The organism is Streptomyces albicerus, from assembly GCF_008905045.1.
Classification (GTDB): Bacteria; Actinomycetota; Actinomycetes; order Streptomycetales; family Streptomycetaceae; genus Streptomyces; species Streptomyces albicerus.
Window position 1 is genome coordinate 117,858 of sequence record NZ_VWMY01000028.1, and the last position, 24,838, is coordinate 142,695.

At 71.3% G+C, this 24,838-nt stretch carries 25 protein-coding genes and 1 pseudogene; 15 read left to right on the plus strand and 11 right to left on the minus strand.

Going from position 1 to position 24,838, the window contains the following annotated elements; all coding sequences use genetic code 11:
• Positions 1-163 precede the first annotated feature (163 nt).
• Together GAS53_RS25815 and GAS53_RS25825 are read left to right on the plus strand one after the other, a co-directional pair.
• Positions 164-2,734 carry a helicase C-terminal domain-containing protein gene (locus GAS53_RS25815; RefSeq protein ID WP_151480091.1) on the plus strand — a complete coding sequence of 857 codons (2,571 nt, stop codon included), beginning with the start codon at positions 164-166 and terminating at the stop codon, positions 2,732-2,734.
• A gap of 441 nt (positions 2,735-3,175) precedes the next feature.
• A complete protein-coding gene (locus GAS53_RS25825) occupies positions 3,176-3,418 on the plus strand; it encodes a hypothetical protein (protein WP_151480093.1) in 243 nt (80 codons plus the stop codon).
• Here GAS53_RS25825 and istB read toward each other — a convergent pair.
• Positions 3,396-4,715: an IS21-like element helper ATPase IstB gene (gene istB / locus GAS53_RS25830; protein WP_151480120.1), complete on the minus strand. Its 1,320-nt coding sequence runs from the start codon at positions 4,713-4,715 to the stop codon at positions 3,396-3,398. The genes GAS53_RS25825 and istB overlap by 23 nt on opposite strands.
• A gap of 268 nt (positions 4,716-4,983) precedes the next feature.
• On the opposite strand from istB, the gene GAS53_RS25835 reads away from it, so the two are divergent.
• Positions 4,984-6,627: a DNA repair helicase XPB gene (locus GAS53_RS25835; RefSeq protein ID WP_151480094.1), complete on the plus strand. Its 1,644-nt coding sequence runs from the start codon at positions 4,984-4,986 to the stop codon at positions 6,625-6,627.
• A 185-nt stretch (positions 6,628-6,812) separates the two neighbouring features.
• Here the strand turns inward: GAS53_RS25835 and GAS53_RS25840 are convergent, their stop codons facing one another.
• From GAS53_RS25840 to GAS53_RS25850, 3 genes are all read right to left on the minus strand, one after another.
• Positions 6,813-7,367, minus strand: a complete 555-nt coding sequence (locus GAS53_RS25840) for a hypothetical protein (protein ID WP_151480095.1) — start codon at positions 7,365-7,367, stop codon at positions 6,813-6,815.
• Positions 7,368-7,538: 171 nt separating this feature from the next.
• The gene (locus GAS53_RS55310; RefSeq protein WP_192583278.1) at positions 7,539-7,772 is read right to left on the minus strand and encodes a hypothetical protein; all 234 of its coding nucleotides are present in this window, start codon (positions 7,770-7,772) and stop codon (positions 7,539-7,541) included.
• 165 nt (positions 7,773-7,937) lie between these two features.
• The gene (locus GAS53_RS25850) at positions 7,938-8,126 is read right to left on the minus strand and encodes a hypothetical protein (RefSeq protein ID WP_151480096.1); all 189 of its coding nucleotides are present in this window, start codon (positions 8,124-8,126) and stop codon (positions 7,938-7,940) included.
• 378 nt (positions 8,127-8,504) lie between these two features.
• On the opposite strand from GAS53_RS25850, the gene GAS53_RS25855 reads away from it, so the two are divergent.
• The gene (locus tag GAS53_RS25855) at positions 8,505-10,580 is read left to right on the plus strand and encodes a HelD family protein (RefSeq protein WP_151480121.1); all 2,076 of its coding nucleotides are present in this window, start codon (positions 8,505-8,507) and stop codon (positions 10,578-10,580) included.
• A gap of 160 nt (positions 10,581-10,740) precedes the next feature.
• On the opposite strand, the gene GAS53_RS25860 is transcribed toward GAS53_RS25855, so the two are convergent.
• On the minus strand, positions 10,741-11,433 hold the full coding sequence (locus GAS53_RS25860) for a copper homeostasis protein CutC (RefSeq protein ID WP_151480097.1): 693 nt from the start codon (positions 11,431-11,433) through the stop codon (positions 10,741-10,743).
• Positions 11,434-11,745: 312 nt separating this feature from the next.
• The gene (locus tag GAS53_RS25870) at positions 11,746-12,417 is read right to left on the minus strand and encodes a maleylpyruvate isomerase family mycothiol-dependent enzyme (RefSeq protein ID WP_151480098.1); all 672 of its coding nucleotides are present in this window, start codon (positions 12,415-12,417) and stop codon (positions 11,746-11,748) included.
• A 172-nt stretch (positions 12,418-12,589) separates the two neighbouring features.
• Here GAS53_RS25870 and GAS53_RS25875 point away from each other — a divergent pair, with 172 nt between their 5' ends.
• Entirely contained in the window at positions 12,590-13,258 is a 669-nt protein-coding gene (locus GAS53_RS25875) for an HD domain-containing protein (RefSeq protein WP_151480099.1), read from the plus strand.
• A gap of 212 nt (positions 13,259-13,470) precedes the next feature.
• Positions 13,471-14,550, plus strand: coding sequence for a GNAT family N-acetyltransferase (locus tag GAS53_RS25880; RefSeq protein ID WP_151480100.1), 1,080 nt, complete (start codon positions 13,471-13,473; stop codon positions 14,548-14,550).
• A gap of 99 nt (positions 14,551-14,649) precedes the next feature.
• Here GAS53_RS25880 and GAS53_RS25885 read toward each other — a convergent pair whose 3' ends face one another.
• Positions 14,650-14,931, minus strand: coding sequence for a DUF4031 domain-containing protein (locus GAS53_RS25885; RefSeq protein WP_151480101.1), 282 nt, complete (start codon positions 14,929-14,931; stop codon positions 14,650-14,652).
• Entirely contained in the window at positions 14,928-15,329 is a 402-nt protein-coding gene (locus GAS53_RS25890) for a hypothetical protein (protein WP_151480102.1), read from the minus strand. The genes GAS53_RS25885 and GAS53_RS25890 overlap by 4 nt, the downstream gene beginning before the upstream one ends.
• Before the next feature lie 227 nt (positions 15,330-15,556).
• Between GAS53_RS25890 and GAS53_RS25895 the strand changes: the two genes are divergently transcribed.
• From GAS53_RS25895 to GAS53_RS25910, 4 genes are all read left to right on the plus strand, one after another.
• Complete coding sequence (locus tag GAS53_RS25895) at positions 15,557-16,474, plus strand: MurR/RpiR family transcriptional regulator (RefSeq protein ID WP_151480103.1); 918 nt, start codon at positions 15,557-15,559, stop codon at positions 16,472-16,474.
• 135 nt (positions 16,475-16,609) lie between these two features.
• Complete coding sequence (gene murQ / locus GAS53_RS25900; RefSeq protein ID WP_151480104.1) at positions 16,610-17,599, plus strand: N-acetylmuramic acid 6-phosphate etherase; 990 nt, start codon at positions 16,610-16,612, stop codon at positions 17,597-17,599.
• Positions 17,600-17,602: 3 nt separating this feature from the next.
• The gene (locus tag GAS53_RS25905) at positions 17,603-18,100 is read left to right on the plus strand and encodes an HIT family protein (protein WP_225859083.1); all 498 of its coding nucleotides are present in this window, start codon (positions 17,603-17,605) and stop codon (positions 18,098-18,100) included.
• Positions 18,101-18,105: 5 nt separating this feature from the next.
• On the plus strand, positions 18,106-18,705 hold the full coding sequence (locus tag GAS53_RS25910; RefSeq protein ID WP_151480123.1) for a hypothetical protein: 600 nt from the start codon (positions 18,106-18,108) through the stop codon (positions 18,703-18,705).
• Between the two features lie 210 nt (positions 18,706-18,915).
• On the opposite strand, the gene GAS53_RS25920 is transcribed toward GAS53_RS25910, so the two are convergent.
• Positions 18,916-19,125 (minus strand): hypothetical protein, encoded by a 210-nt coding sequence (locus GAS53_RS25920; protein WP_151480105.1) that lies wholly within the window; start codon positions 19,123-19,125, stop codon positions 18,916-18,918.
• The gene (locus GAS53_RS25925) at positions 19,122-19,337 is read right to left on the minus strand and encodes a hypothetical protein (RefSeq protein WP_225859084.1); all 216 of its coding nucleotides are present in this window, start codon (positions 19,335-19,337) and stop codon (positions 19,122-19,124) included. The genes GAS53_RS25920 and GAS53_RS25925 overlap by 4 nt, the downstream gene beginning before the upstream one ends.
• Before the next feature lie 121 nt (positions 19,338-19,458).
• Here GAS53_RS25925 and GAS53_RS25930 point away from each other — a divergent pair, with 121 nt between their 5' ends.
• The 4 genes from GAS53_RS25930 (at position 19,459) to GAS53_RS25945 (ending at position 22,329) form a co-directional block, all read left to right on the plus strand.
• The gene (locus tag GAS53_RS25930) at positions 19,459-20,301 is read left to right on the plus strand and encodes a helix-turn-helix domain-containing protein (protein ID WP_151480107.1); all 843 of its coding nucleotides are present in this window, start codon (positions 19,459-19,461) and stop codon (positions 20,299-20,301) included.
• Entirely contained in the window at positions 20,282-20,491 is a 210-nt protein-coding gene (locus tag GAS53_RS25935) for a DUF397 domain-containing protein (RefSeq protein ID WP_151480108.1), read from the plus strand. Before GAS53_RS25930 ends, GAS53_RS25935 begins: the two co-directional genes overlap by 20 nt.
• Before the next feature lie 222 nt (positions 20,492-20,713).
• Positions 20,714-21,589 (plus strand): hypothetical protein, encoded by an 876-nt coding sequence (locus GAS53_RS25940; RefSeq protein WP_404829285.1) that lies wholly within the window; start codon positions 20,714-20,716, stop codon positions 21,587-21,589.
• Positions 21,590-21,648: 59 nt separating this feature from the next.
• Positions 21,649-22,329 carry a Uma2 family endonuclease gene (locus GAS53_RS25945; protein WP_225859085.1) on the plus strand — a complete coding sequence of 227 codons (681 nt, stop codon included), beginning with the start codon at positions 21,649-21,651 and terminating at the stop codon, positions 22,327-22,329.
• Positions 22,330-22,389: 60 nt separating this feature from the next.
• Here GAS53_RS25945 and GAS53_RS25950 read toward each other — a convergent pair whose 3' ends face one another.
• Positions 22,390-23,550: an NADH:flavin oxidoreductase gene (locus tag GAS53_RS25950; protein WP_225859086.1), complete on the minus strand. Its 1,161-nt coding sequence runs from the start codon at positions 23,548-23,550 to the stop codon at positions 22,390-22,392.
• Between the two features lie 261 nt (positions 23,551-23,811).
• Between GAS53_RS25950 and GAS53_RS25955 the strand changes: the two are divergent.
• A pseudogene (locus GAS53_RS25955) lies at positions 23,812-24,815 on the plus strand (IS5 family transposase).
• Positions 24,816-24,838: the final 23 nt, after the last annotated feature.

Sequence of the window (24,838 nt, forward strand, 5' to 3'; positions counted from 1 at the left end):
CTCAGGCCCCCTTCTTCCCGGCGCAGGTGAGCGCCCCGTCAGGGGCGCGGGGCTGTGACATCTGCGGCTCCGCCGCGGGGCGCGCCCAGCCCCCACCCACCCGCAGCCAGACCACAACCCTCAGCGCACCCCCCAGCGGAGCGAACCCGCTACCGTGGATCGGATGAGCGTCCAGGAGCAGTCACCGGAGAAGCCCGGCGGGAAGCCCGCGGGTGCGTACCCACGCTCGCTCGCCGAGGACCTGCGGGCCCGCGACGACGCCTCCCTCGCCGCACTCCTGCGGGCCCGCCCGGACCTCATCACGCCCGTCCCGACCGACCTCACCCAGCTGGCCACCCGCGCCGGCACCCGCGCCTCGGTGATCCGCGCCCTGGAGCGCCTGGACCGGTTCGCCCTCCAGACGGCGGAGGCGCTGGCGGTCGCCCCGGAGCCGGCGCCGTACGGCACGCTCCTCGCCCTGCTGGCGGGGGACGAGGACGACCCGGCGGTCGTCGGAGCCTTCCCCCGCGCCCTGGCCACCCTGCGCGAGCAGGCGCTGGTGTGGGGCGCGGACGACCGGCTCCGCCCGGTCCGTACGGCCCGCGAGCTGCTCGCGGTCTCGCCCCAGCACCCGTCCCCGACGGGCCTGGGCCCGACCGCCGCGGAGGCCACGGCGGGCATGTCGCCCGGCCGTATCCAGGAGATCCTCACGACGGCCGGGCTGCCCACGACGCACGACGCGGTCTCGGCGGTGGCGTCGCTGACCGAGCTGTTCACCGACCGCTCCCGGATGGCGGCCCTGCTCGGCACGGCCCCGCCCGACTCCCTGGAGGTCCTGTCGCGGCTGGTGTGGGGCCCGCCGTACGGCCAGGTGACGGCCGACCCGGCCCCGCGCCTGCGCTGGCTCCTGGACCGCGGGCTGCTGCTGCCGACGGCGCCCGGCACGGTCGTACTCCCCCGCGAGGTCGCCCTCCACCTGCGCGCGGGCCGCGCGCACAAGGACACACAGCCGCTGCCGCCGGCCGTCGAGCCCGCCGCCACGCACCGTCCACAGGTTGTGGACGCGACGGCGGCCGGCCAGGCGTACACCGCGCTCGCCACCATCGAGGAGCTACTGAAGGACTGGGACGAGGGCGGCCCGTCCGTCCTGCGCGCGGGCGGCCTGAGCGTACGGGACCTGAAGCGGACGGCGGTGGCCCTGGACCTGTCGGAGCCGGTCGCCGCCTTCTGGGTCGAACTCGCCTACGCGGCGGGCCTGCTGGCCTCGGACGGCGCGGCCGAGGAGCGGTACGCGGCGACCCCGGCCTACGACGAGTGGCTGGAGCTCCCGGCGGCCGAGCGCTGGACGCGACTGGCCACGGCCTGGCTGACGGCCACCCGCACGGCGGGCCTGGTCGGCGGCCGCGACGCCAAGGACCGCACCCTGTCGGCCCTGGGCCCGGGCCTCGACCGCTCGGCCGCGCCGGAGGTCCGCCACCGCGTCCTCTCACTCCTCGCCGCACTCCCCGAGGGCGCCTCCGCGTCCGCCGACTCCCTCGTCGCCCGCCTCCATTGGGAACGCGCCCTGCGCGGCACCATCTCCTCGGACGACCTGCGCGCCCGCCTCGCCCGGTGGACGCTGACCGAAGCCGAGTCCCTGGGGATCACGGGCCGGGGGGCGCTGTCGGCGCACGGGCGGGCGCTGCTGGGGGCGGAATCGCCCGGGCCCGCTCCGGAGCAGGCCGCCGGCCCGGGCGACAAGCTCCCCGTCCACCACAGGCAGCACCACCCCACGCCCACCCCCGAGCCCCGCTCCCCCGCCGAGCTGGCCTCCGCCGCCGCCCGGGCCGTCCGCCTCCTCGCGCCCCTCCTCCCCGAAGCCCTCGACCACGTCCTCCTCCAGGCGGACCTCACGGCGGTCGCCCCCGGCCCGCTGGAACGCCCTCTGGCGGCCATGCTGGACGTGCTCGCGGACGTGGAGTCGAAGGGCGGGGCGACGGTCTACCGCTTCACGCCGGGCTCCGTACGCCGCGCCCTGGACGCCGGCCGCTCCGCCTCGGACCTGCACGCGTTCCTGGCCGCGCACTCGCGTACGCCGGTGCCGCAGCCGCTCACCTACCTGATCGACGACGTGGCGCGCAGACACGGCCACCTGCGGATCGGCGCGGCCTCGGCGTACGTCCGCTGCGACGACGACGCGCTTCTGAACGAGATCCTCGCCGACAAGCGGTCGGCCGGCCTTCGCCTGCGCCGCCTCGCGCCCACGGTGCTGGCCGCCCAGGCCGACCCGGCCACGCTCCTCGACGGCCTGCGCGCGATGGGCCTCGCACCGGCCGCCGAGTCCGCCGAGGGCGACGTACTGATCACCCGCGCACACGCCCACCGCACGCCCCCGCGCACGGCGCCCGAGCCGGTCCCCGACGGCCCGCCGGCCCCCGACACCACCCTCCTGGGCGCCGCGATCCGCGCCATCCGCGCGGGCGACCTGGCCTCCACGACCCCGCGCAAGCCGTCCGCCGCCCCCTCCGAGAACGGCACCCTCCCCCGCACCACCTCCGCCGAGACCCTCGCCACCATGCAGGCCGCCGTCCTCACCGGCGAGACCCTCTGGATCGGCTACGTCAACGCCGAGGGCTCCGCCAGCCAGCGCGTCATCGCCCCGATCCGCGTGGAGGGCGGCTACGTCACGGCGTACGACCACACCGCGGACGAGGTCCGCACGTACCCCCTGCACCGGGTGACGGGCGTGGCCGAGCTGGCGGACGAGCAGGCCTGAACCCCGCTCCCACCTCACTCATCCGGGTGTACGCGGCCGTTCATGCGCGCCACGCCGGAGACTTCCCACCCATGAGGGACCTTGGGAGACCTCTCGCATCGCGGCGCGAGTCGCGGGGCAGCCACTGGGCGTCCTGATCAAGCTCGGGCGGGCGCACGGCCCCTACGGCTGCCGCGGTCGCGCGAGTGCAACAGAGAGGTAGTCCCATGAACACTGCTCGCCGTGTCGCCACCGTCCTGATCAGCACCGCCGCGCTGCTCGGCGCACTCGCCGCGGAGGCCGCGGCGATCGGGATCGATCTCAGCGGCGGTCTGACCTTCTGATCCGCCCCCGCCCACCCGGCACACCCCGCGGGCCGGACTCGGCACCCCGAGTCCGGCCCGTCCCCTCCGGGGGTCCCCACCCCCTGCTCAGCAGCGTTCGAAAGGCTTCAGAAACCTCATGCGTCCCAAGCTCCGGACCCGTACTCGCACCCACACTCGCACTCGTACGGCCGCCACCACCGCCACCACCGCGCTCTTCGCCTCGGCCGTGCTCATCGGCGTACTCGCTCCGCAGGCCGCCGCCGCTCAGCCCGCTCTCCCGCTGCCCCTCCCGGTCGCCGTCGCCGAACCACTCGTCACCGAGGCGGTCAACGTCGAGGGACCGCTGGCCAACAACGTCACTCTGCCCACGCTGAAGTAGCCCGGCGCATCCGGTAGCTGTCCCCGTCGAGGCGGACGATCTCCGCGTGGTGCGCGAAACGGTCGACCATCGCGGGGGCGGCGCCGCCGAAGATCTCGTCCCAGCGGCCGAGCGGGCGGTCGCTGGTCACGATCAGCGAGGCCCGCTCGTAGCGGTGCGCGACGAGCTGGAAGAACAGGTGGGCGGTGTCCGCGTCGAAGGGGGTGTAGCCGACCTCGTCGACGATCAGGAGGTGGTGTGCGTCGAGCGCGGTCAGCTCCTCGGCGAGCCGGCCCGCCGCCCGCGCCTCGGTCAGCCGCGCGGCCCACTCCGCGGCGGTCGCGAACAGCACCTGGTGCCCCGCCTGGCAGGCCCGCACGCCGAGGCCGACGGCGAGATGCGTCTTGCCGGTGCCGGGCGGGCCGACGAACACCACGTTCCGCCGGGCGGCGACGAAGTCCAGTTTGCCGAGCCGGGCCAGGGCGTCCCGGTCGAAGGCCCGGGGATGGTCCTCGTCGAACTCCTCCAGCAGCTTCCGGGAGGGGAAGCGGGCGGCACGGATCCGGGTCTCGGCGCCCGTTTCGTAGGAGGGCTCGTACGAGGGCTCGTAGGAGGGAGAGGTCACCGACGGATTCCGGTGCTCGTACGACTTCTCGTGCGAGTACGAGGCCGGGGCCGTGGCCTGGGCCGGGATCGAGACCGGAGTCGGCGTGGCCGCCGCGGGAATCGCGAACTCGGCCGGGGCGGTGGAAGCCGGAGGCTCCCCCTTGTGCGCACGGTCCCCGTGCTCGGCCATCGGCCCCGACATGTACGCCAGGATCGCCGCCGAGACGATGAAGGCCATGTGGATCACCGTCCCCCACAGCAGCGAGTGCTGCGAGGTGTGGTGCACGTCCACGAACATCTGGAGCAGATGGACGGAGGAGATGCCCACGATGGCGGTGGCGAGCTTCACCTTCAGCACGTTGGAATTGACGTGCGAGAGCCATTCCGGCTGGTCGCGGTGGCCCTGGAGGCCGATGCGCGAGACGAAGGTCTCATAACCCCCGACGATCACCATGATCAGCAGGTTGGCGATCATGACGACGTCGACCAGCTTCAACACCGCGAGCATGACGTACGTCTCGTTCGCCTGCCCGGTCACGCACCGGAGGATTAAATTCCACAGCTCGTTGAAGAACTTGTAGACGTACACGCCCTGCGCGGCCACCAGCCCGAAGTACAGCGGGGCCTGGAGCCAGCGAGTGGCGAAGAGGGCGTACCCGAGCGTCGTGGACGGCGGGGACGCGGCGGGCAGAGCAACGGGCAACGGGGCCAACGGGGGCGCGGGCGGCGGGGCATGGCTGTGACCGGACAACAGGGCTCTCCCTGGGCAGCGACCTGGGGCAGTGACTTCAGTGACCTGCGGGGATCGCCATTCTTCGGGGCCGCGGCGGAAAATCTGAATTCCCACCACTCATTGGAATGAATAGACATCCAGTAGGACAGGACGGGGCGTCACCCACTTCACAGCGTGCCGCGCCGTTGATCAGGCACACTGGACGTTTGGCCGTGCACACCGCACAGCTGTGCAGAAGGGGACGCGCGTGAATGGTCCACTCATCGTCCAGTCCGACAAGACCCTGCTCCTGGAGGTCGACCACGAGCTGGCGGACGAGTGCCGCCGTGCCATCGCGCCCTTCGCGGAGCTGGAGCGTGCGCCGGAGCACATCCACACCTACCGGGTGACGCCGCTCGGGCTGTGGAACGCGCGCGCGGCCGGGCACGACGCCGAGCAGGTCGTGGACGCGCTCGTGCAGTACAGCCGCTATCCGGTGCCGCACGCGCTGCTGGTCGACATCGCGGAGACGATGGACCGCTACGGACGGCTGACGCTGTCCAAGGACCCGGCCCACGGGCTCGTCCTCACGACCACCGACCGGCCCGTGCTCGAGGAGATCCTGCGGTCGAAGCGGGTGATCCCGCTCATCGGCGCCCGGATCGACCAGGACACGGTCGCCGTGCACCCCTCCGAGCGCGGCCAGATCAAGCAGACGCTGCTGAAGCTGGGCTGGCCGGCCGAGGACCTCGCCGGGTACGTGGACGGGGAGGCGCATCCCATCGAGCTGGCCGAGGACGGCTGGGCGCTGCGGCCGTACCAGAAGCAGGCGGTGGAGAACTTCTGGCACGGCGGGTCCGGAGTGGTCGTACTCCCCTGTGGAGCGGGGAAGACGCTGGTCGGCGCCGGGTCCATGGCCCAGGCGAAGGCGACGACCCTCATCCTCGTCACGAACACCGTCTCGGCCCGGCAGTGGAAGCACGAGCTGGTGAAGCGGACGTCGCTGACCGAGGAAGAGATCGGTGAGTACAGCGGTACGCGCAAGGAGATCCGCCCGGTCACCATCGCGACGTACCAGGTCCTGACGACGAAGCGGAAGGGCATCTACCCGCACCTGGAGCTGTTCGACTCGCGCGACTGGGGCCTGATCGTCTACGACGAGGTGCACCTGCTGCCCGCACCGGTCTTCAAGTTCACCGCGGACCTCCAGGCCCGCCGCCGCCTGGGCCTGACGGCGACGCTGGTCCGGGAGGACGGCCGGGAGTCGGACGTCTTCTCGCTCATCGGCCCGAAGCGGTTCGACGCGCCGTGGAAGGAGATCGAGGCGCAGGGCTACATCGCGCCCGCCGACTGCGTCGAGGTGCGGGTGAACCTGACCGACGCCGAGCGGCTCGCCTACGCCACCGCCGAGCAGGAGGAGAAGTACCGCTACTGCGCGACGACGGAGACGAAGCGCAAGGTCACGGAGGCGATCGTCCGTCGTTTCGCGGGCCAGCAGATCCTCGTCATCGGCCAGTACATCGACCAACTCGACGAACTGGGCGAGCACTTGGACGCGCCCGTCATCAAGGGCGAGACGTCGAACGCGCAGCGCGAGAAGCTCTTCGAGGCGTTCCGGCAGGGCGAGATCAGCGTCCTCGTCGTCTCGAAGGTCGCGAACTTCTCGATCGACCTGCCCGAGGCGACGGTCGCCATCCAGGTCTCCGGCACCTTCGGCTCCCGCCAGGAGGAGGCCCAGCGCCTCGGCCGGGTCCTGCGCCCCAAGGCCGACGGCCACCAGGCCCACTTCTACTCGGTCGTCGCCCGCGACACCCTCGACCAGGACTTCGCGGCGCACCGCCAGCGCTTCCTGGCGGAACAGGGGTACGCGTACCGGATCGTGGACGCGGACGAGCTGCTGGCGGACAGCTGAGCCGGTCGCTCCGCGGGAAGGGCGGTACCGGGTGCTCCGCGGGAAGGGCGGTACCGGGTGCTCCGCGGGAGGGGCGGTACGGAGACTGCGGGCCGTCCGTGGCTGGTCGCTCCCCCACTCTCGGCTTCGCTCGAGCGGGGGGACCCCCATCGCGGCGGAGCCGCATATGTCACAGCCCCGCGCCCCTAAGGCTCCTGCGGCTCGGCGTCAGAGACTGGAGCGGCGTCAGAGGCCGGTGCTCGGGCACTCCGGCGGCGGGCGCGCAGCCGGAGGAAGCCACCGCCGCCGGCGATCAGTACGAGGGCAGTCCCGCCGACCAGCCACCACAGCCATGACCTACTGGGGCTCGTGTGCCCCGAGACCGTCATCAGGTCGACGTCCCCCGACCTTTCGGTCGAGGGGAAGTTCCGCGGCACAAGGATCTTGTCGCGCTCGCTGAGAAGGTTGTTGTTCGCGCGGAAGTCGGCCAGGTCGTCATAGGCCTGGCCCTCGTGGTCCACGATCTTCACGTGGCCGTTCGGCTGGCACACGAGGAACACCGTGATCCAGTCCAGCCGCTCGTCCTCCTCGTCCTTCTCGTACTCAACGAGGATCTTCTGGGCGTACACCTTGCCAGGGGATGCACAGTCGCTCTGGGCCGCGGGCGAACTGTGTGCCGTCATCAGCAAGGCGAGAAGAATCGCGATCGCCCCGCACAACGCGCGGGCCGTGTTGCGGATGGTCGTCCCCACACCGGACACGAACGGTCTCCCCTCACCCCGCTCATCGAGAGGTCAGCGTTTCAGCACCCGCGCGGGACCGGTCCCAGGGTTCCGTCGTTCTCGCGATCGGCAAGGGCTGGGAGAGGACTAGGAGTTGGGGTCCATCGCGACCAGTACCGGCGCGAGGAGCAGCAGCGCGTACTCGCGTACTCAGGAGGCGGGGGCTTCCGTACTCAACCTGCGCGGCCCCGCAGAAGCCGCCCCCGTGTGCGGGCCGGCCGCCCACGCCATCAGAGCCAGCCCCAACAGCGGATACGGCGACGCCAACACCTGCTGCCACCAAGGGAGTTGAAGATGGGCGCCCGTCGGCCGGGTGAGGTCCCAGAGGATCAGACAGGCGAGCGCGAGGTTGACCTGGCCGAATCGGAATGCGCTGGACGACACACAGCGCGAGGAAGGCCGAGAGGGAGAGTGCGAGGAGAAGGAAGGGAACCGCGGAAGTCAGGGGAGTTGCCGGGGTCGCGGAGACCGCGAGGCGTGATCGGATGGTCACGTTCCGGAAGGGTACGGGCGCGACCCTAGTGGATCAGCACCCGGGGAAAGGGGCGCCTACCGGCGGCGTACGCCCGCTTCTTCCTCGTACTCGCCGAGGAGCACCACACCGAAGGCGGCACTCGCGAACACCTTGACGGCACGCAGGGCGTCGCCGAGGCGGTGCCGGTGGCTGCCCTGGAGGGCGGTGGCCCCGGACGGCGGGCTCGGACGGACGGGGGCTGGAGTGAAGGTCGCTGCGCTCATGTATCCATAGTGGAATTCGAGCCCTCCGTTTTCATCGGTCTGCGGGCCGAACCCCGGTCGTCTCCGCGTACGACTCCGGGTTGACCCGTCCCCCTCAGGGAGGGGGACGGTGCCCCCTAGGGGACGGCAGTTGTCGTACGACACCGGGGGCACGGCGGCGGACGCGGCAACGGGCACGACAGGGACGGCACAAAAACGGTTGGCCCCGGCCACCACCGCTCGCCTAAAATCTCCGCTCTTGCCCGCCTCCCGTCGTGGAGCGCCGCCGACCGGACGGAAACCGGTCGGCCCACCACCACTCTGCAGGCCACACCAGGCCCCAGCAGGTCCCGCAGGTCCCCGGAGGCATCACCCGTGTCCACCCCGCCCGACTCCGCCATGTCCGACCCCGCGTCCGACGACGCCCTCGCCGACGACCCCCTCTCCCGCGAGCGCGCCCACCTGACGCACTCCCGCGCCGCCCTCCGTTCGATGCGCGAGGACGTCGAGTCGCTCGACATCCGGGACGTCACCGCGAACTGGGTCAACGCGGAAGCCCTCACCCATCAGATCGACGAGCGCATCAAGGCACTCGCCGACCTGTCCCACACCCCGCTGTTCTTCGGCCGCCTCGACTACCTGTACGCGCCCGGAGCCGAGAGGGCGGAGGGCGCGGAGGGCGAGCGCTTCTACATCGGGCGCCGGCATGTGCACGACGCCGACGGCGACCCGATGGTCATCGACTGGCGCGCCCCGGTGTCCCAGCCCTTCTACCGGGCCTCCAAGAAGTCCCCGATGGACATCGCGCTGCGCCGCCGCTTCGGGTACACGGGCGGCGACCTCACCGCGTACGAGGACGAGCACCTCTCCGACCCGACCGAGGCGGCCGCCACCAGCAAGCTCCTCCAGCAGGAGATCGAGCGCCCGCGCGTGGGCCCGATGCGCGACATCGTGGCGACGATCCAGCCCGAGCAGGACGAGATCGTACGGTCCGGTCTCGGCGGCACGGTCTGTGTGCAGGGAGGTCCGGGCACCGGAAAGACGGCCGTCGGTCTGCACCGGGTCGCGTACCTCCTCTACGCCCACCGCGAGCGGCTCGCCCGCACCGGCACCCTCGTCATCGGGCCGAACTCGTCCTTCCTCCACTACATCGAGCAAGTGCTGCCCGCCCTGGGCGAGTTGGAGGTCAAGCAGGCGACGGTCGACGATCTGGTCGCGCATGTGGAGGTGCGGGGTACGGACGAGGCGGCCGCCGCGGTCGTCAAGGGCGACGCGCGGATGGCCGAGGTCCTGCGCCGGGCCGTCCGCTCGCACGTGACCATGCCGACCGAGCCCGTCGTGGTCGTGCGCGGCTCCCGGCGCTGGCGCGTTCCGGCGTACGAACTGGAGGACATCGTCCGGGAGTTGCTGGACCGGGAGATCCGTTACGGCGCCGCCCGCGAGGCCCTGCCGCAGCGCATCGCGCACGCCGTGCTCGTGCAGATGGAGCGGTCCGGCGAGGCACCGGACGACCGCGTGCAGGACGCCGTCGCCCGCAACCCGTCCGTGAAGGCGGCGGTGAAGGCGATCTGGCCGCCGGTCGACCCCGCGAAGCTCGTGCTGCGCCTGCTCTCCGACGCCGACTTCCTGGCCGTCCACGCGGCGGGAATCCTCACCGAGGACGAGCAGAAGACGATCCTCTTCGCCAAGCCCGTACGCTCGCCGAAGTCCGCCAAGTGGTCAGCCGCGGACGCCGTGTTGATCGACGAGGCCACGGACCTCGTACAGCGCACGCACTCCCTCGGACACGTGGTGCTCGACGAGGCGCAGGACCTCTCCCCCATGCAGTACCGGGCGGTGGGGCGGCGCTGCACGACCGGTTCGGCGACCGTCCTCGGGGACCTGGCTCAGGGCACGACGCCCTGGGCGACGCGGAGTTGGGACGAGGCACTGGCCCACCTGGGCAAGTCGGAGGCCGTCGTCGAGGAACTGACGGCGGGTTTCCGAGTCCCCACGGACGTCATCACGTACGCGTCCCGGCTGCTCCCCCACATCGCACCGGGCCTGACGCCGGTGGCCTCGGTTCGCGAGAACCCGGGCTTCTTCGAGGTCCGCGGGACCACCGCGGACGCGGAGGTAGTGGCCGCCTGCGAGGAGTTGCTGCGCAACGAGGGTTCGGTGGGCCTGATCGCGGCCGACGCACGCGTGCCGCTGCTGGCCCAGGCGCTGACGGCGGCCGGTCTCACCCACCTCGGCCCCGGCGAGGAGACCACCCTCACTACCCGCCTCACCCTGGTACCGGCCTCGCTCGCCAAGGGCCTGGAGTACGACTACGTGGTCCTGGACGAGCCCCAGGCCGTCGTCGACGGCGAACCGGACGAACGCACCGGCCTGCGCCGCCTGTACGTGTCCCTGACCCGAGCGGTCTCGGGCCTGATCGTGACCCACGCGGCACCGCTGCCGCCCCAACTGGCGGAGCGCGCAAGGGCATTGTGAGCCCGGGTCGGTGGCGGGCGCGGCGGAGATGCCGGGCGGCAGCCGTCTGGAAGGCGGCGTGGGCTTCGCACACCCGGCCGCCCGGTCTCCCGGTCGCTCGCGGTGTCGACCGCGGTATCGACCGCGGCGCGGTCGTCGAGGCCCGCGTCCGCCAGTACGCTCAGCCGCGGTCCAAGGCCGACCGCCACTCCCGTACCGCCGCCGCCGAGACCGGCGTCTCCCAGCCGCCCGGCCGGGCCGCGCCGCCGATGTGGAAGGCGTCGATGCCGGCCGCCCGCAGGCGCGGGAGGTGGTCGAGGCGGAGGCCGCCGCCGACGAGGAGCCGGGGCTCGTAGCCCGGCTCGCCGTGACGGGCCGCCTCGGCGAGCAGCGTCGGCAGGCCCTCGTCCACACCCTCCGCCGACCCGGCCGTGAGGTACGTGTCCAGGCCGGGCAGGTCGGAGAGCCGCTTGCGCAGGGCGTCGCGGTCCGCCGCGCGGTCGATCGCCCGGTGAAACGTCCAACGGCAGCCGTCCAGTTCGGCGAGCACGGCCTCCAGCGCGGGCAGGTCCGGCTCCCCGGCCTCGTCCAGGAACCCGAGCACGAACTCGTCCGCCCCGGCGGCACGCAGCTCCCGCGCCGCCCGTACGAGCCGCCGTACCTCCCCGGCCTCGAACCCGTCGGTCAGGCGCAGCATCACGCGCAGCGAGATGCCGACGGCGGCCCGGATCCCCACGAAGGTCTCCACCGGCGGGGTGAGCCCGTCGGCGGCCATGTCCGTGACCAGCTCCAACCGGTCCGCACCTCCGGCCTCGGCGGCGACCGCGTCCTCGACTTCGAGGGCGATCACCTCCAGGACTGCACGCTCACTCATAGGACCTCTTCCCTCGGGCGGCTACAGGTCTAGTCCAATAACCAGCCTACGCGCATGAGGGAAGATCCGGCCGCGGCCGACGGGGCCGGGGCCGAGGCGGGGGCCGCACCGGCCGGAACCGGGCCCGGATGCGGGACCTGGACCTGGACCGAGGCCGGGCCCGGAGCCGGAGCCGAGACCAGGACCAGGACGGACCGGGGCCAGGCCGGGACCAGGGCCGGGGCCGGGCCGGGACCAGGGCCGAGGCCTGAGCCAGGGCCGGGACCAGGGCCGGAACCGGAGCCGGACGGGAACCGGGGCCAGGGCCGGAGCTCAGCCGTACAGGTTGAGCTCGGCCTCCGCGGCCCCCGCCAGCTCGTACCGTGTCCCGGTCAGCGGGCGTGCCGCGTAGAGCCGTACGAGGGTCGTCGCGTCGCCGATATAGCGGGCGGGCGGGCGCTCGCCGGAGGGCGCGCCGAGCAGCAGGGGCTCATCGACGTCGTCAAGGTCGGCGTGCAGTGCGAGGTGCCCCCGATCGCGGGTGATCCACGCCAACAGGTCGAGCGCGAGCCCCACTTGAGCGCCGCCGTACGCTGTGGGCTCGCCCCAGGCCTCCCGTACGTCCCCCGCGTGCACCCACTCGCCGAGCGCGACCCCGTCGAGTACGCCGCCCGCCTTGGCGATCACCGGACCCGCGTCGGTCATCCCCCGCTCCAGCTCGTCGACGACCTCCGCGACGGACCAGCCGTCCCGCTCGGCGATGTCCCGGTCGTTCGCCTCGGGGCTGAAGACCCCCTCCTCGTACCGGCTCTCCACGACCCGCGACAACGCGGCCGAGCAGTGCGCGAGCACATGCCGCACCGTCCACCCAGGACAACAGGTCCTGATCGCGAAGTCCTCCTCCGGCCGCCCCCGAAGAAGCGGCATCAGCACGTCCCGCTCGGCGGCCAGCAGCCGCCCGGGCAGTTCCGGATCCCGTACGCCGTGCGCGTCAACAGCAGTCATGAGGCAACGCTAAGCGCTCCGCTGGAAGATCGGTGATGAACCCGCGGGCCGGTGGGGGCTGGTCGCGCAGTTCCCCGCGCCCCTTACGGGGCGCGGTACCGCACCGGACTTCACCAAGGCCGCTTCGGGGCGACGGGCGATCACCGACGGTGGACGGCGGAGAATGGCGCGCATGGCCGACCTCGACACCGCCGACACCGCCGATGTGCTCGACGCCCTGCGCTCCCGCTGGCGACACACGCTTCACCGGATCCGTGGGACGGATGCCCCCGACCCCACCCCCTACGCCGACAACCTCCTCGCCCGCTGGTCGGAGCCGCAGCGGCGCTATCACACGCTCGACCATCTGACCGCGGTCCTGGATCACGTCGACGTGCTGGAGACGTACGCGGCCGACCCGGACCTGGTCCGGCTGGCCGCCTGGTTCCACGACGCGGTCTACCTCCCCGACCGGTCCGAGAACGAGGAACGCTCGGCCCGTCTCGCCGAACGCGCCCTCCCCGAGGCGGGCGTCTCCCCCACCGCCACAGCCGAGGTCGCCCGCCTGGTCCGCCTCACGATCACGCACGCCCCGTCCGACGACGACCCGAACGGCCAGGTCCTCTGCGACGCCGACCTGGCGATCCTGGCGGCACCCCCGGCCGCGTACGCCGCCTACACGGCCGCCGTCCGCGAGGAGTACGCCTTCGTCCCGCCGGACGCCTTCCGCGAGGGCCGCGCGGCGGTACTCCGCCAACTCCTCGGCCTGCCGCGCCTCTTCCACACCCCCTACGGGGCGGCTCAGTGGGAAGCCACGGCCCGCTGGAACGTCCGTGGCGAGCTGGACCTCCTCAGCACCTGAACCCGGTTCCGGCGGCGGCGTCCTGGGCGGTCGCCGCGGCGTCCGCGATCGCCCTGGTGGGGTGGCGACCCTGATCCCCCGTACCCCTCGCCCGGCCGAGAAGCCGCAGCTCGGGCGTGAGCTGCGGATCTACCGCGACCGGCAGGTCTGGCTCTCCAAACGAGCCGGTCAATCAGTCTCGTTCGGGAAACTGATCACCTATTCTCGCCGTCATGCGAGCAATGGGCGGGGATCAGGTGGCCGAGGCCGTCGCGGGTGCGGTCGCGGTGCTGCGGGGAGCGGCCGGCCGGGACTGGAGCGTCAAGGCGGGCCGTGTCGACTGGAGTTGCCGCAGGACGGCGGAGCACATCGCGTCGGATCTCATCGCGTACGCGGGGCAGTTGGCGGGCCGGCCCACCGACCGTTACGTACCGTTCCGCATCAACTGCGACGAGTGCGAGAGCGTCGAGGACCTCCTGCAGGTCATCGAGGCGACCGGCGCCCTCCTCGCGGCCGCCGTCCGCACCGCCCCGCGCGAGGCCCGTGCCTTCCACCCGTACCCCTTCCGCAGCGCGAACCGCGAGGGCTTCGCCGCGATGGGTGTCGCCGAGGTGCTGCTCCACACGCACGACATCGCCGAGGGCCTCGGTATCGCGTACGAGCCGCCGGCCGCGCTCTGCGAGGACGTGCTGACCCGGATCTTCCCGCACGTCCGGCCCGATCCCGGCGCCGGCCACTGGCGCATCCTCCTGTGGGCCACGGGCCGCGGCGACCTGCCCGGCCGCGCGCCCCTCACCGACTGGCGCTGGAACAACAACCTCGTGATCCCCGCCGAGCGCCTCACTCTCCAGGGTGTCGCCCCCGCGTCCGCCGCCGACCTGAGCACGGGCGGCACCGGCGGCTTCGAGTGGATCGAGGGAGGCCCCTTCGAGGGCACACGCGATGCCGCCGGGGCGACCGTGAAGGCGTACGAGTCCGGAGTGCACCGGCCGGAGTGGGGCATGTTCGTCCTCGTCCGCCGCGAGGACGGCCGCGCGGTCGGCGGCATGGGTTTCCACAGCGCGCCGGACGAGGCCGGCCGCGTCGAGATCGGCTACGACCTGGCCGAGTCCGCCCGCGGCAACGGCTACGCCACCGAGGCCCTGCGCGCCCTGTCCGCCTGGGCCCTGGCCCGCGAGGACGTCACCTCCCTGTTCGCGACGGTGGACCGCGCCAACTCCCCTTCCCAGGGCGTGATGTCCCGCGCCGGCTTCATCCAGGTGCCGGCGGAGGACGGGGACGGCGAGCAGTACGCGTACGAGCTGCGGGGCTGATCCGAGGCATCGTGGTGGCCCTGCGCTCCGGCAGAACCCTGCGCAAGGTCGCCTCGACGGGAACGGAGACGGGCATCCGCCACGAACTGGAGACGTGGTTCAGCCGACCCCGTCCTGAACCCGCCGATGCTTCGGCCGCCGCAGCCCCGCCTCCGTGAGCCGCCGCACCAACTCCTTCGACCCGACCTCCACAGCCCCGGCCGCCACCGCCTCCTCGTACCGGTGCGACGGGATGTCGTAGTGGTCGCGCTCGAAAGCCCGGGCGGGCGCCCCCAACCGGCTTGCGAAGTCGTGCAGTTCGTCGAACGAGACGTCGCTGACCAGGTGGGACCACATGCGGCCGTGCCCCGGCCAGTTCGGAGGGTCGATGTACACCGTCACGAGGGAGGTGTCCCGCCGCCGGCCTTCCCGAGCGCGCCCACCGCCGAGACCTTCACGCCCGCCTTGTGGCACACCCAGTGCGGGTCGGGCCCCAACTCCGGCTCCACATCGAGGGCATGGGGGTCACCGGCACCGCAGACGGGACACAGCGGCCAGCGCCCGTACCGCTCCAGCAGCGCGTCCTGTACGTCCTGGGCGATCAGCCCCGCCACGTAGTCGACCCCTTCCGGCCACTGCTCCACCCACCACCGGCGCTGTACGACCGACTCCTCGACCATCGACACCACATCGGCCTCGGCGACCTGGCCCGCGACGAGATCCGCGAGCACGAGCGCACGGGCCGCGTGCAGCGCCTGCTCCAAAGAGCTGATGGGGTCGGGGGAGGGGGGAGAATTCATACTCCCATTGTGCGCCTGCCGCACAATCGGAGCGCGCCCCGTCAGCCGTGCGCCAGTCGGGGGCGCGTCCGTCAGCCGCACGCCCGTCAGCCGCACGCCCGTCAGGCGCGCGCCCCGTAAGGGGCGCGGGGAACTGCGCGACCAGCCCCCACGAACCCGCACATACCCCCCGGCCTCGCACCCCCCTTCCCCTTGACCCTCCTCCCGCCCGAAAATATCTTTCATACGTGACCCAAGAAGTGAAGGAAATTTTCGCGGGCGGGGCCCCGCCCGCACCCGCGGCCCTCGCGGCCAAGGTCCGCACCCTCGCCCCATCGATGACCCGCTCCATGCAGCGGGTCGCCGAGGCCGTGGCCGGCGACCCCGCGGGCTGCGCGGCCCTCACGGTCACCGGCCTCGCGGAGCTCACCGGCACCAGCGAGGCGACAGTGGTCCGCACCGCCCGCCTCCTCGGCTACCCCGGCTACCGCGACCTGCGCCTCGCCCTCGCCGGCCTCGCCGCCCATCAGCAGTCGGGCCGGGCGCCCGCCGTGACGGCCGACATCGCGGTCGACGACCCGATCGCGGACGTCGTCGCCAAGCTCGCGTACGACGAGCAGCAGACGCTCGCCGACACCGCGGCGGGGCTGGACACGGTCCAGCTCGGGGCCGCGGTGGGGGCGCTGGCCACGGCCCGTCGTATCGATGTGTACGGCGTCGGGGCGTCCGGGCTCGTCGCGCAGGACCTCACACAGAAGTTGCTGCGTATCGGGCTGATAGCGCATGCCCACAGCGATCCCCATCTCGCGGTGACCAACGCCGTGCAGTTGCGGGCCAAGGATGTGGCGATCTCGATCACGCACTCCGGGTCGACGGGGGATGTCATCGAGCCGTTGCGGGTCGCCTTCGAGCGCGGGGCCACGACGGTCGCAATCACGGGGCGTCCGGACGGGCCCGTCACTCAGTACGCGGATCACATCCTCACCACGTCCACGGCTCGGGAGAGCGAGTTGCGGCCGGCGGCGATGTCCTCGCGTACGAGTCAACTGCTTGTGGTGGACTGCTTGTTCATCGGGGTGGCGCAGAGGACGTATGAGACTGCGGCGCCGGCGTTGTCGGCGTCGTACGAGGCGTTGGCCCATCGCCACCGTTCCGCTCCGCGATAGCGGTTTGCTTGCGGCCAGTGGGTATCTGCGGGTCGTGGGGGCTGGTCGCGCAGTTCCCCGCGCCCCTATCGGGGCGCCAACCTGCACCGGAGATTCAAGAACCAGAACGCCAAGTACCAGAAAGAGCCGCCGCACATGACCTCCAGCGCCGATGCCACCGACGCCGCCTCTCCCTCACCCTCCCCCTCCTCCCCTCCCTCCGCCGACTACCGTGATCTGCGGGCCGAGTTGGAGAGCCTGACCACCGAGGCGTTCCGGCCCGAGCTCTCCGAGATCGATCAGCTGTCGACGCTCGGTATCGCGGAGATCATGAACGGGGAGGACGCGACCGTGCCGGCGGCGGTCGCCGCGCAGTTGCCGCGGATCGCCGAGGCGATCGACGCCATCGCGGAACGGATGGCGCGGGGCGGTCGGCTCGTCTACGCGGGCGCGGGTACCGCCGGACGGCTCGGGGTGCTGGACGCGTCGGAGTGTCCACCGACGTTCAACACGGACCCGTCCGAGGTCGTCGGGCTGGTGGCGGGTGGTCCGACCGCGATGACGACGTCGATCGAGGGCGCGGAGGACTCCGCGGAACTGGCCGTCGAGGACCTGTCCGCCCTGGACCTCACGGCGGACGACGTGGTCGTCGGCGTTTCCGCCTCGGGCCGCACCCCGTACGCGATCGGCGCGGTCGAGCACGCCCGCGCGCTCGGCGCCCTCACCGTCGGCCTGTCCTGCAACGCGGACAGCGCCCTCGCGGCGGCCGCCGACCACGGCATCGAGGTCGTCGTGGGCCCCGAGCTGCTGACCGGCTCCACCCGCCTGAAGGCCGGTACGGCGCAGAAGCTCGTCCTCAACATGCTCTCGACGATCACGATGATCCGCCTGGGCAAGACGTACGGGAACCTGATGGTCGACGTACGCGCCTCGAACGAGAAGCTGCGGGCCCGCTCCCGCCGTATCGTCTCGCTCGCCACCGGCGCCTCCGACGAGGAGATCGAGGCCGCCCTCGCCGCCACCGACGGCGAGGTGAAGAACGCGATCCTCACCATCCTGGGCAACGTGGACGGCCCAACGGCGGCCCGCCTCCTGGAGGAGAACAACGGCCACCTGCGCGCGGCGCTTGCGGCGGCGACCGGCTGACCGGTGACCGATCAGACCTGTATGGCCTGCCGACTCGTCGCCGGGACCGAGTTCCTCCCGGGCGGGACGATCCACCGCACCGCTCTATGGGTCGTCGAGCACTGCGTCGGCCCGCTGGGCCTCGGCACACTGATCGTCAAGCCGGTCCGGCACGTCCTGCACGTGGCCGACCTGACACCGGAGGAGTCCGCCGAGCTCGGCCCGCTGCTACGCCGGGTCAGCCGCACCGTCACCACGGTGATGCGGCCCGAACAGGTCTACGTCTGCCTCTGGTCCCACGCGGGCGCCGAACCGGGCCACATCCACTTCGTGGTGCAGCCGGCGCTGAAGGCGGACCTCGAGCGGTACGGGGTCCACGGTCCCGCGCTGCAGATGGCCATGTTCGACGCGGGTGCCGTACCGGACGAGGAGGCGGTGGCCGACGTGTGCCGGCGGATGCGGGTGGAGCTGGGCTGTCAGTGGGGCGTGGGAGGCTGGAAAGGTCACGAGGAAGGGGTATGAGCGTCGTGAACCATGCGCAATTGACCGCTCTGGGCCGGGCCCTGCGGGTGCTCGGGGAGCACGGGGACGCGTTGTCCGCCGAGATGCCTGACGCGAAGCTGCACGAGGTGAAGGCCGATCTCAAGCGGGCTCTTGACCTGCTGGAGGAGACCGTCACCAAGGCGGCGCCGACCACCCGCTGCCCGGAGCACCCCACGGGACCGGTCGACGAGGACGCCCCCGACCTGTGCCTGCTCTGCGAGACCCGTCGCCGTATCGCCCGCCGCTCGAAGGTCAACGACTCGTTCAACGACTCGTTCCCGCAGGGCCGGGCAGCCGCTTCGGACGAGGCTGCGGAGCGTACGAAGTCCCGCTACGGCGTACGGGGCGACCGGCCCCAGCCCCAGCAGCGCTGGCTCCCCGAGATGTGGACCGGCCAGGCCTGGCAGCTCTGCGGCACGCCCCGCCGCGACAAGCAGGAGGCCGAGATGTATCTCTCCGCGCAGCGCCGGGGCCCGCGCCCGAGCATGGCCTACCGCCTGGTCCACGAGTTCACCGACTACGAGGTGCTGCGGATCTGGGGCACACCCGTGAAGATCGACATCGAACCGATGGGAAACCTCTAGGCGACCTGCCGCCGGACCACGTGATGAAGGGGTTCGCGGCCAGGTAGGTCGCGCGGTCCGCGCCGGACAGCGCGGCGAGGTACCTGGTCGCCGACGGCTTGAGGTGGGTCTTCACCAGGACTCGTCGAGGTTGCGCGCGGTGGGGGATACCAAGCCCTTCCCGATCTCAGCTACGCCTCAGCTGCTCCTGGGCTGTGCAACCGACGCCGGTCACGGCAACCGCCCCTCCTGATTGATCCGCCGCACCCGCGCCCGCAGCACCTCCCCGGGCGGCGCCTCGCCCATCGCCTCCGGAGGACAGTCCCACTCCCGCCCACCACCCACGGGCCGCAGCTGTACGTATCCGCCCTCGTGCCCCATGACCTGCCCGACCCGCCCGTCGCGTACGTCGACCACGTACGCCCCGACCTCACCGTTCACGCCTGCTCACCCGCACCGCGCAGCGCGTCGGCCAGCCGAACCGCCGTCCGTACGTTGCACCGCCCCAACTCCACCAGCGCGTACGGCTCGCCGGTCGCCGCCGTCACCGGATCGACGCCGAGTGACGGCAGCGCGACGCCCGCCCCCTCCAGGGCCGCCCGCAAGCACTCCACCGCCTCTTCCGTCGACCGCACCCGCTCACTCGACGTCATCCCCATCGCACCCGGCCTCCACTCTGAGTGTTCGCGTTCACCACACAGCGTGGCCACCGCGCCTCTAACCTGGCCAGAGACGGCGCCCCAACAACCCCGCCTGTGTGACAGGGAGTTGCGCATGCCAGGACCGAAGGACCTCGACCCGTCCTCGTCACCACGTGCTCTGATCGGCTCCGAGTTGCGTCACGCTCGCGAACGGAAGGGCCTCAGTCAGAGCGAACTGGGCGAGCCGTTGTTCGTCAGCGGCTCGTTCATCGGCCAACTGGAGGCGGGGACACGGCGCCTGCACCTCGAATACGCCGTCCAGATAGACGAGATCCTCGACACGAACGGCTTCTTCGAGCGCAACTGCTCAGCTCTGGCCAAGTCCAAGTACCCAGACCACTTTGAGGAGGCGGCGGAGGCCGAGGCAGTTGCTACGGCGATCAGGCACTACCTCCCGCTACTGATCCCAGGCTTGTTGCAGACCCCGGCGTACGCCGCAGCGCTGTTCCGCTCCTACCGGCCGATGGTCTCGGGTGCCGAGATCGAAGAGCTGGTGGCGACCCGAATGGAACGTGCCCACCTCCTCAGGGATCCAACAACCCCGCTGTTGTGGGTGGTCCTCGACGAGGCCGCGGTCCGGCGACCGGTCGGCGGAGCGACAGCGATGGCAGAGGCCCTACGCCATGTGGCAGACCTGGCACGTCGCCACCGGATCATCATGCAGGTGCTGCCGTTTGACGCCGGAGCGCATGCCGGAATGGGCGGTTCCTTGAAACTCATGGAGTTCGCGGACGCCCCGCCGCTCTGTTTCGTCGAGGGGCTGGACATGGGCAAACTGCTGGACGACCCCGCTACGGTCGCCCGCCACACGCTCACGTTCAACCTTCTCCAGGCGGCAGCACTTTCACCTCAGCGTTCGCTGGCCCTGGTGGAGTCAGCGGCGCAGGATTACGAGCATGAAGACCAGCACCCGTGAGTACGACCTGCCCTCCACCGCCTGGCTGAAGTCCAGCTACAGCGCCGGCGACGGCGGCGACTGCCTGGAGGTGGCCCCCGGCCACCCCACCCACGTCCCCGTCCGCGACTCCAAGAACCCCCTCGGCCCGAAGCTCAAGTTCCGGGCCGAGGCATGGTCGGCGTTCATCGAAAACCTCAAGCGGGACTAGCCAGCCGCTGCCCGAAGCTCAAGCGCCGAGCTCCGAGCCCTGCTTCTGAGGATTGGGGGGTGGGTCTCAACCCACCCACCCTCCCTGCGAGTTGACTCGACGCGTTCGGCTTGCCACGCACAGTCACATGGGTCTAGCGTGCCCGGATAACGAACAGCCCCCGCCAGGTGCTAGCAACACCTGCGGGGGCTTGACCAACGAGATCGAAAGCGACTCGATCCCATGGCTGATGCCAAGCCTAGTCCTGCCTTCGTGCCCGCGCACGCATCCCCGCACCCGATGGCCAATCCGGGTTACGGAAAACGCGGCGCCCCGGACCAACTCCCCCGCACGGCCCACGACTTCGCCCACCTCCCACCCCGCGAAGCCGCCATCGCCGCGTACATCGACCGCCTTCCCAACGGCGCCGACATCTCCGTAAAGACGCTGGCCAAGACGCTCCCGTACGGCCAGTGCGCCCTCCGCACAGCCCTCAACAACCTCCAACGGGCAGGCCACTTGCGCCGGGGCCGCGAACACCTGGCCGACTCGGGGAGTCCGCGCTGGATCACCCGAACGTGGTTCTCGCGAACGGCGCGGGACGACGACTGGTGGGCGGCGTTCACGCGGGGCGACGTACCGCAGGAGCCTCCAGGGGATCGGCGGGGCCCCACCCGTTCCCGCGCCCACATCCTCCTGGCGGCCCTCGGCCGTACGACTCCGCCCCTGTCCCTCTCCGCCAAGGAATGCGCGGACCTCGCCCCGCTCCTCACAGAGTGGTTCGCGAGGGGTGCCACCGACGACCACGTACTCCAGTCCCTGACCGCAGGCCTCCCCATCCCGGTCCACAGCCCGGCCGCCCTCGTCCGCGCCCGCCTGATCGCGAAGCTCCCACCAGAACCGGAACCCGCCCCACGCCCACCCCTCCGCGTACTGGAATGCGCGAAATGCGGCACACCGGGCCACCCGGAGGCCCTGCCGGGCGGCACCTGCGGGCCGTGCCGGGGCGAGGCCGCCCCACCCCGGCCCTCCGCCCCCTTGACGTCCACCGCAGTCCACGCCCACGCCGCCGCAGCCCGCGCGGCGATGGTCGACCGACGAGAAAGGCCACGCGTATGACCGCTCCAACAGTCCGAAAGCACACAGCCGGGGCACGATGGGAGGGAGGAGGCAACACCATGACCCCTGGTACCACCGAACGCCCGCAGATGTCCGTCGAGGACTTCGAAGAACTCGTCCGCCGGGCTCCGAGGGAGCTACGGAACAGGCTCGAATTCCTCGGAGGAAGGCTGCGCGTCAGGCACGGTCCCCTCGATGTCGACGAATTCGAGGAGCTCGCCGCCGTCGCCCCCGAAACCGTGCGGCTGGAATACATGAACGGAAAAGTAGGGGTCAAGGCAATGCCGGACGGCAAGCACACGTCGATCTTCATGTGGCTGCTCCGCCAGTGCATGCAGCAACGCCCCGACCTGGATCTCGCGCCCGAACGGGGCGTCAAGGCCGAGGCATACCGCAAGGGCCGCGCACGCACGGACGGCTTCCTGGCGCCTGTGGACCACTTCCAGGAAGACGGCGAGTGGTCCGAGACCGACGGCGCTCTCATGGCCGTCGAAATCACCTCCCACGACCGCGACACCGACCAGCGCGACCGCATCGACAAGCCCGTCGGCTACGCGGAGGCCGACATCCCCGTCTACCTCCTCATCGACCGCGACAACAACACCCTCACCGTGTTCAGCGAGCCAAAGGACGGCCGCTACCAGCAGGCGCCCTCCTACCCGTGGGGATCCACCGTGGAGATCCCCGAGCCCGTCGGCATCACCCTCAAAACCGAGAAGCTCAAGGACTACGCGGACTGAGCCACGTAAACCCGCGAGGGGCACCCCCGGAAAAGGGGTGCCCCTCGCTCAGAATTCATCTCAGCTCAACGACCCCAGCGCCGCCGGATCGAACGCCCCCAGCTCCCCGAACCGCCCGCCCAGGACCTTCGCCGCCCACTCCGGGTCCTGAAGCAGCGCACGACCGACCGCGATCAGCTCGAACTCCTCGCTCTCCAGGCGGTCGAGCAGGTCGTCGATGCCTTTGACCGGGGCGCCTTCTCCCTGGAAGCCCTTGAGGAAGTCGCCGTCGAGGCCGACCGAGCCGACGGTGATGGCGGGCTTGCCCGTCAGCTTCTTCGTCCAGCCCGCCAGGTTCAGGTCCGAGCCGTCGAACTCCGGCAGCCAGTAGCGGCGCGTCGACGCGTGGAAGGCGTCCACGCCGGCCGAGGCGAGCGGGGTCAGCAGGGCCTCCAGCTCCTCCGGGCTCTCCGCCAGGCGGGCCCTGTAAACCTCCTGCTTCCACTGCGAGTACCGGAAGATCACGGGGAAGGACGGCGAGACCGACGCCCGGACCGCGGCCACGATCTCCGCCGCGAACTTCGTACGGGCGACGAGGTCACCCCCGTACGCGTCCGTACGGCGGTTCGTGCCCGACCACAGGAACTGGTCGATCAAGTAACCGTGCGCACCGTGCAGTTCGACCCCGTCGAAGCCGATCCGCTCGGCCGCGGCCGCGGCCTCGGCGAAGGCGGCGATGACGTCGTCCAGGTCGGCCTGGATCATCTCCTTGCCCTGGCCCCCGGTGCCGTCGAGCCGCAGACCGGACGGTCCGACCGCGGGCGCGTCCGTGAACGGCGGCTGCCCGGCGGACCGCACCATGCCGATGTGCCAGAGCTGCGGCACGATCCGCCCGCCCGCCGCATGCACGGCCTCGGCGACCTTCGCCCACCCCGCCAGTTGCTCCGCACCGTGGAAGCGCGGGATCCGGTCACTCTGCCCGGCCGACTCGTGCCCCACATACGTGCCCTCGGTGACGATCAGACCGATACCGGCGGCGGCACGGCGCGCGTAGTACGAGACGACGTCCTCCCCCGGCACCCCACCCGGTGAGAACTGCCTGGTCATCGGCGCCATCACGATCCGGTTCGGAACGGTCAGGCCGTTCAGGGAAACAGGCCGGGACAGAATCCGGGCCGCGCGGGAGGCGGGTTCGGAAGCGGAAGCAGCGGCGGATTCTGCGGCGGAGGCGGGGGCAGTCACGTATGGGCTCCTCGGAGAGGTCGGACGGGCATCGAGCAGTCGGGATTCCAGCAGGTATGTGCACATGCATCAACCCACCCCGCATATCAACCGCCCTAGGGCCTGTGTGACGTCGTGATCAATCTTGCCGATCCGGATCCGTCTGGTATGCGGATCCGGTAGAAAGACAATCGTGACGCGCAGNCTAGGGCCTGTGTGACGTCGTGATCAATCTTGCCGATCCGGATCCGTCTGGTATGCGGATCCGGTAGAAAGACAATCGTGACGCGCAGGCAACTCACCGACGAACAGTGGCAGTTGATCGAGCCGTTCCTGCCGATAGGCGAGTACGGTCCATACCCTGAGCGGCTGCGTGAGCAGTTCGAGGGAGTGATCTGGCGGTTCCGCACCAGCAGCCAGTGGCGGGAGATGCCGGGTGAGTTCGGTCCGTGGCCGACGGTCTACGGCCGTTTCCGGGTGTGGAGGGACGCCGGCGTCTTCACCGCACTGCTGGAAGGCCTGATCGCCGAGGCCGCCCGCCAGGGACAGACGGACTTGTCCCTGGTCAGCGTGGACTCCACGACCACCCGCGCCCACTACGACGCCGCCGGGATGTGCATCGGCAAGGAGGTCATGGACGCCCTTGAGGAAGCCGCCGCCGACCAGGAACGGGCCCGGCAAAAGGGGGCGGCCCGCCGGAACAGAACGGACAGGACGGAAGCGACGCCCCCGGCCGGGAAGAGCGGCGGCGCATCAGGCGACGGCGCAAGCTCCGTCTGAAGGAGGCCCTGCTCGGCAGGTCCCGTGGCGGGCTGACGAGCAAGATTCATCTCGCCGCGGACCGCAAGTGCCGTCCGTTGTCGTTCGTCCTGACCGCAGGACAGGCCGCCGACAGCCCGCAGTTCGTCCCCGTGCTGCAGAAAGTGCGGATCCGTCTGCCGGTCGGCCGTCCCCGGACCCGGCCTGACGCTGTCGCCGCGGACAAGGCCTACTCATCCCGCGCCAACCGCTCCTACCTGCGTAAACGCAACATCAAGGCAGTCATCCCGGAGAAGAAGGACCAGGCCGCCAACCGGAAGAAGAAAGGCAGCCGGGGCGGCCGGCCCACACGCCACGACGCCGGTCTCTACAAGGAACGGAACACCGTCGAGCGCCTGATCAACAAGCTGAAAGCCTGGCGGGGCATCGCGACTCGATACGACAAGACACCCGAGAGCTACCTCGCCGGCCTCCACCTCCGCGCCTCGATGATCTGGATCAACGACCTTCTGAAGGCAACCGGCTGATCACAACGCCACACAGGCCCTAG

Bases quoted from the DNA above. Each gene is read 5' to 3' on its own strand.
- GAS53_RS25815 (WP_151480091.1), top strand. From the start codon at position 164: ATGAGCGTCCAGGAGCAGTCACCGGAGAAGCCCGGCGGGAAGCCCGCG.
- GAS53_RS25825 (WP_151480093.1), top strand. From the start codon at position 3,176: ATGCGTCCCAAGCTCCGGACCCGTACTCGCACCCACACTCGCACTCGT.
- GAS53_RS25850 (WP_151480096.1), bottom strand. From the start codon at position 8,126: ATGAGCGCAGCGACCTTCACTCCAGCCCCCGTCCGTCCGAGCCCGCCG.
- GAS53_RS25855 (WP_151480121.1), top strand. From the start codon at position 8,505: ATGTCCGACCCCGCGTCCGACGACGCCCTCGCCGACGACCCCCTCTCC.
- GAS53_RS25860 (WP_151480097.1), bottom strand. From the start codon at position 11,433: ATGAGTGAGCGTGCAGTCCTGGAGGTGATCGCCCTCGAAGTCGAGGAC.
- GAS53_RS25870 (WP_151480098.1), bottom strand. From the start codon at position 12,417: ATGACTGCTGTTGACGCGCACGGCGTACGGGATCCGGAACTGCCCGGG.
- GAS53_RS25875 (WP_151480099.1), top strand. From the start codon at position 12,590: ATGGCCGACCTCGACACCGCCGACACCGCCGATGTGCTCGACGCCCTG.
- GAS53_RS25880 (WP_151480100.1), top strand. From the start codon at position 13,471: ATGCGAGCAATGGGCGGGGATCAGGTGGCCGAGGCCGTCGCGGGTGCG.
- GAS53_RS25890 (WP_151480102.1), bottom strand. From the start codon at position 15,329: ATGAATTCTCCCCCCTCCCCCGACCCCATCAGCTCTTTGGAGCAGGCG.
- murQ (WP_151480104.1), top strand. From the start codon at position 16,610: ATGACCTCCAGCGCCGATGCCACCGACGCCGCCTCTCCCTCACCCTCC.
- GAS53_RS25925 (WP_225859084.1), bottom strand. From the start codon at position 19,337: ATGACGTCGAGTGAGCGGGTGCGGTCGACGGAAGAGGCGGTGGAGTGC.
- GAS53_RS25930 (WP_151480107.1), top strand. From the start codon at position 19,459: ATGCCAGGACCGAAGGACCTCGACCCGTCCTCGTCACCACGTGCTCTG.
- GAS53_RS25935 (WP_151480108.1), top strand. From the start codon at position 20,282: ATGAAGACCAGCACCCGTGAGTACGACCTGCCCTCCACCGCCTGGCTG.
- GAS53_RS25940 (WP_404829285.1), top strand. From the start codon at position 20,714: ATGGCTGATGCCAAGCCTAGTCCTGCCTTCGTGCCCGCGCACGCATCC.
- GAS53_RS25945 (WP_225859085.1), top strand. From the start codon at position 21,649: ATGACCCCTGGTACCACCGAACGCCCGCAGATGTCCGTCGAGGACTTC.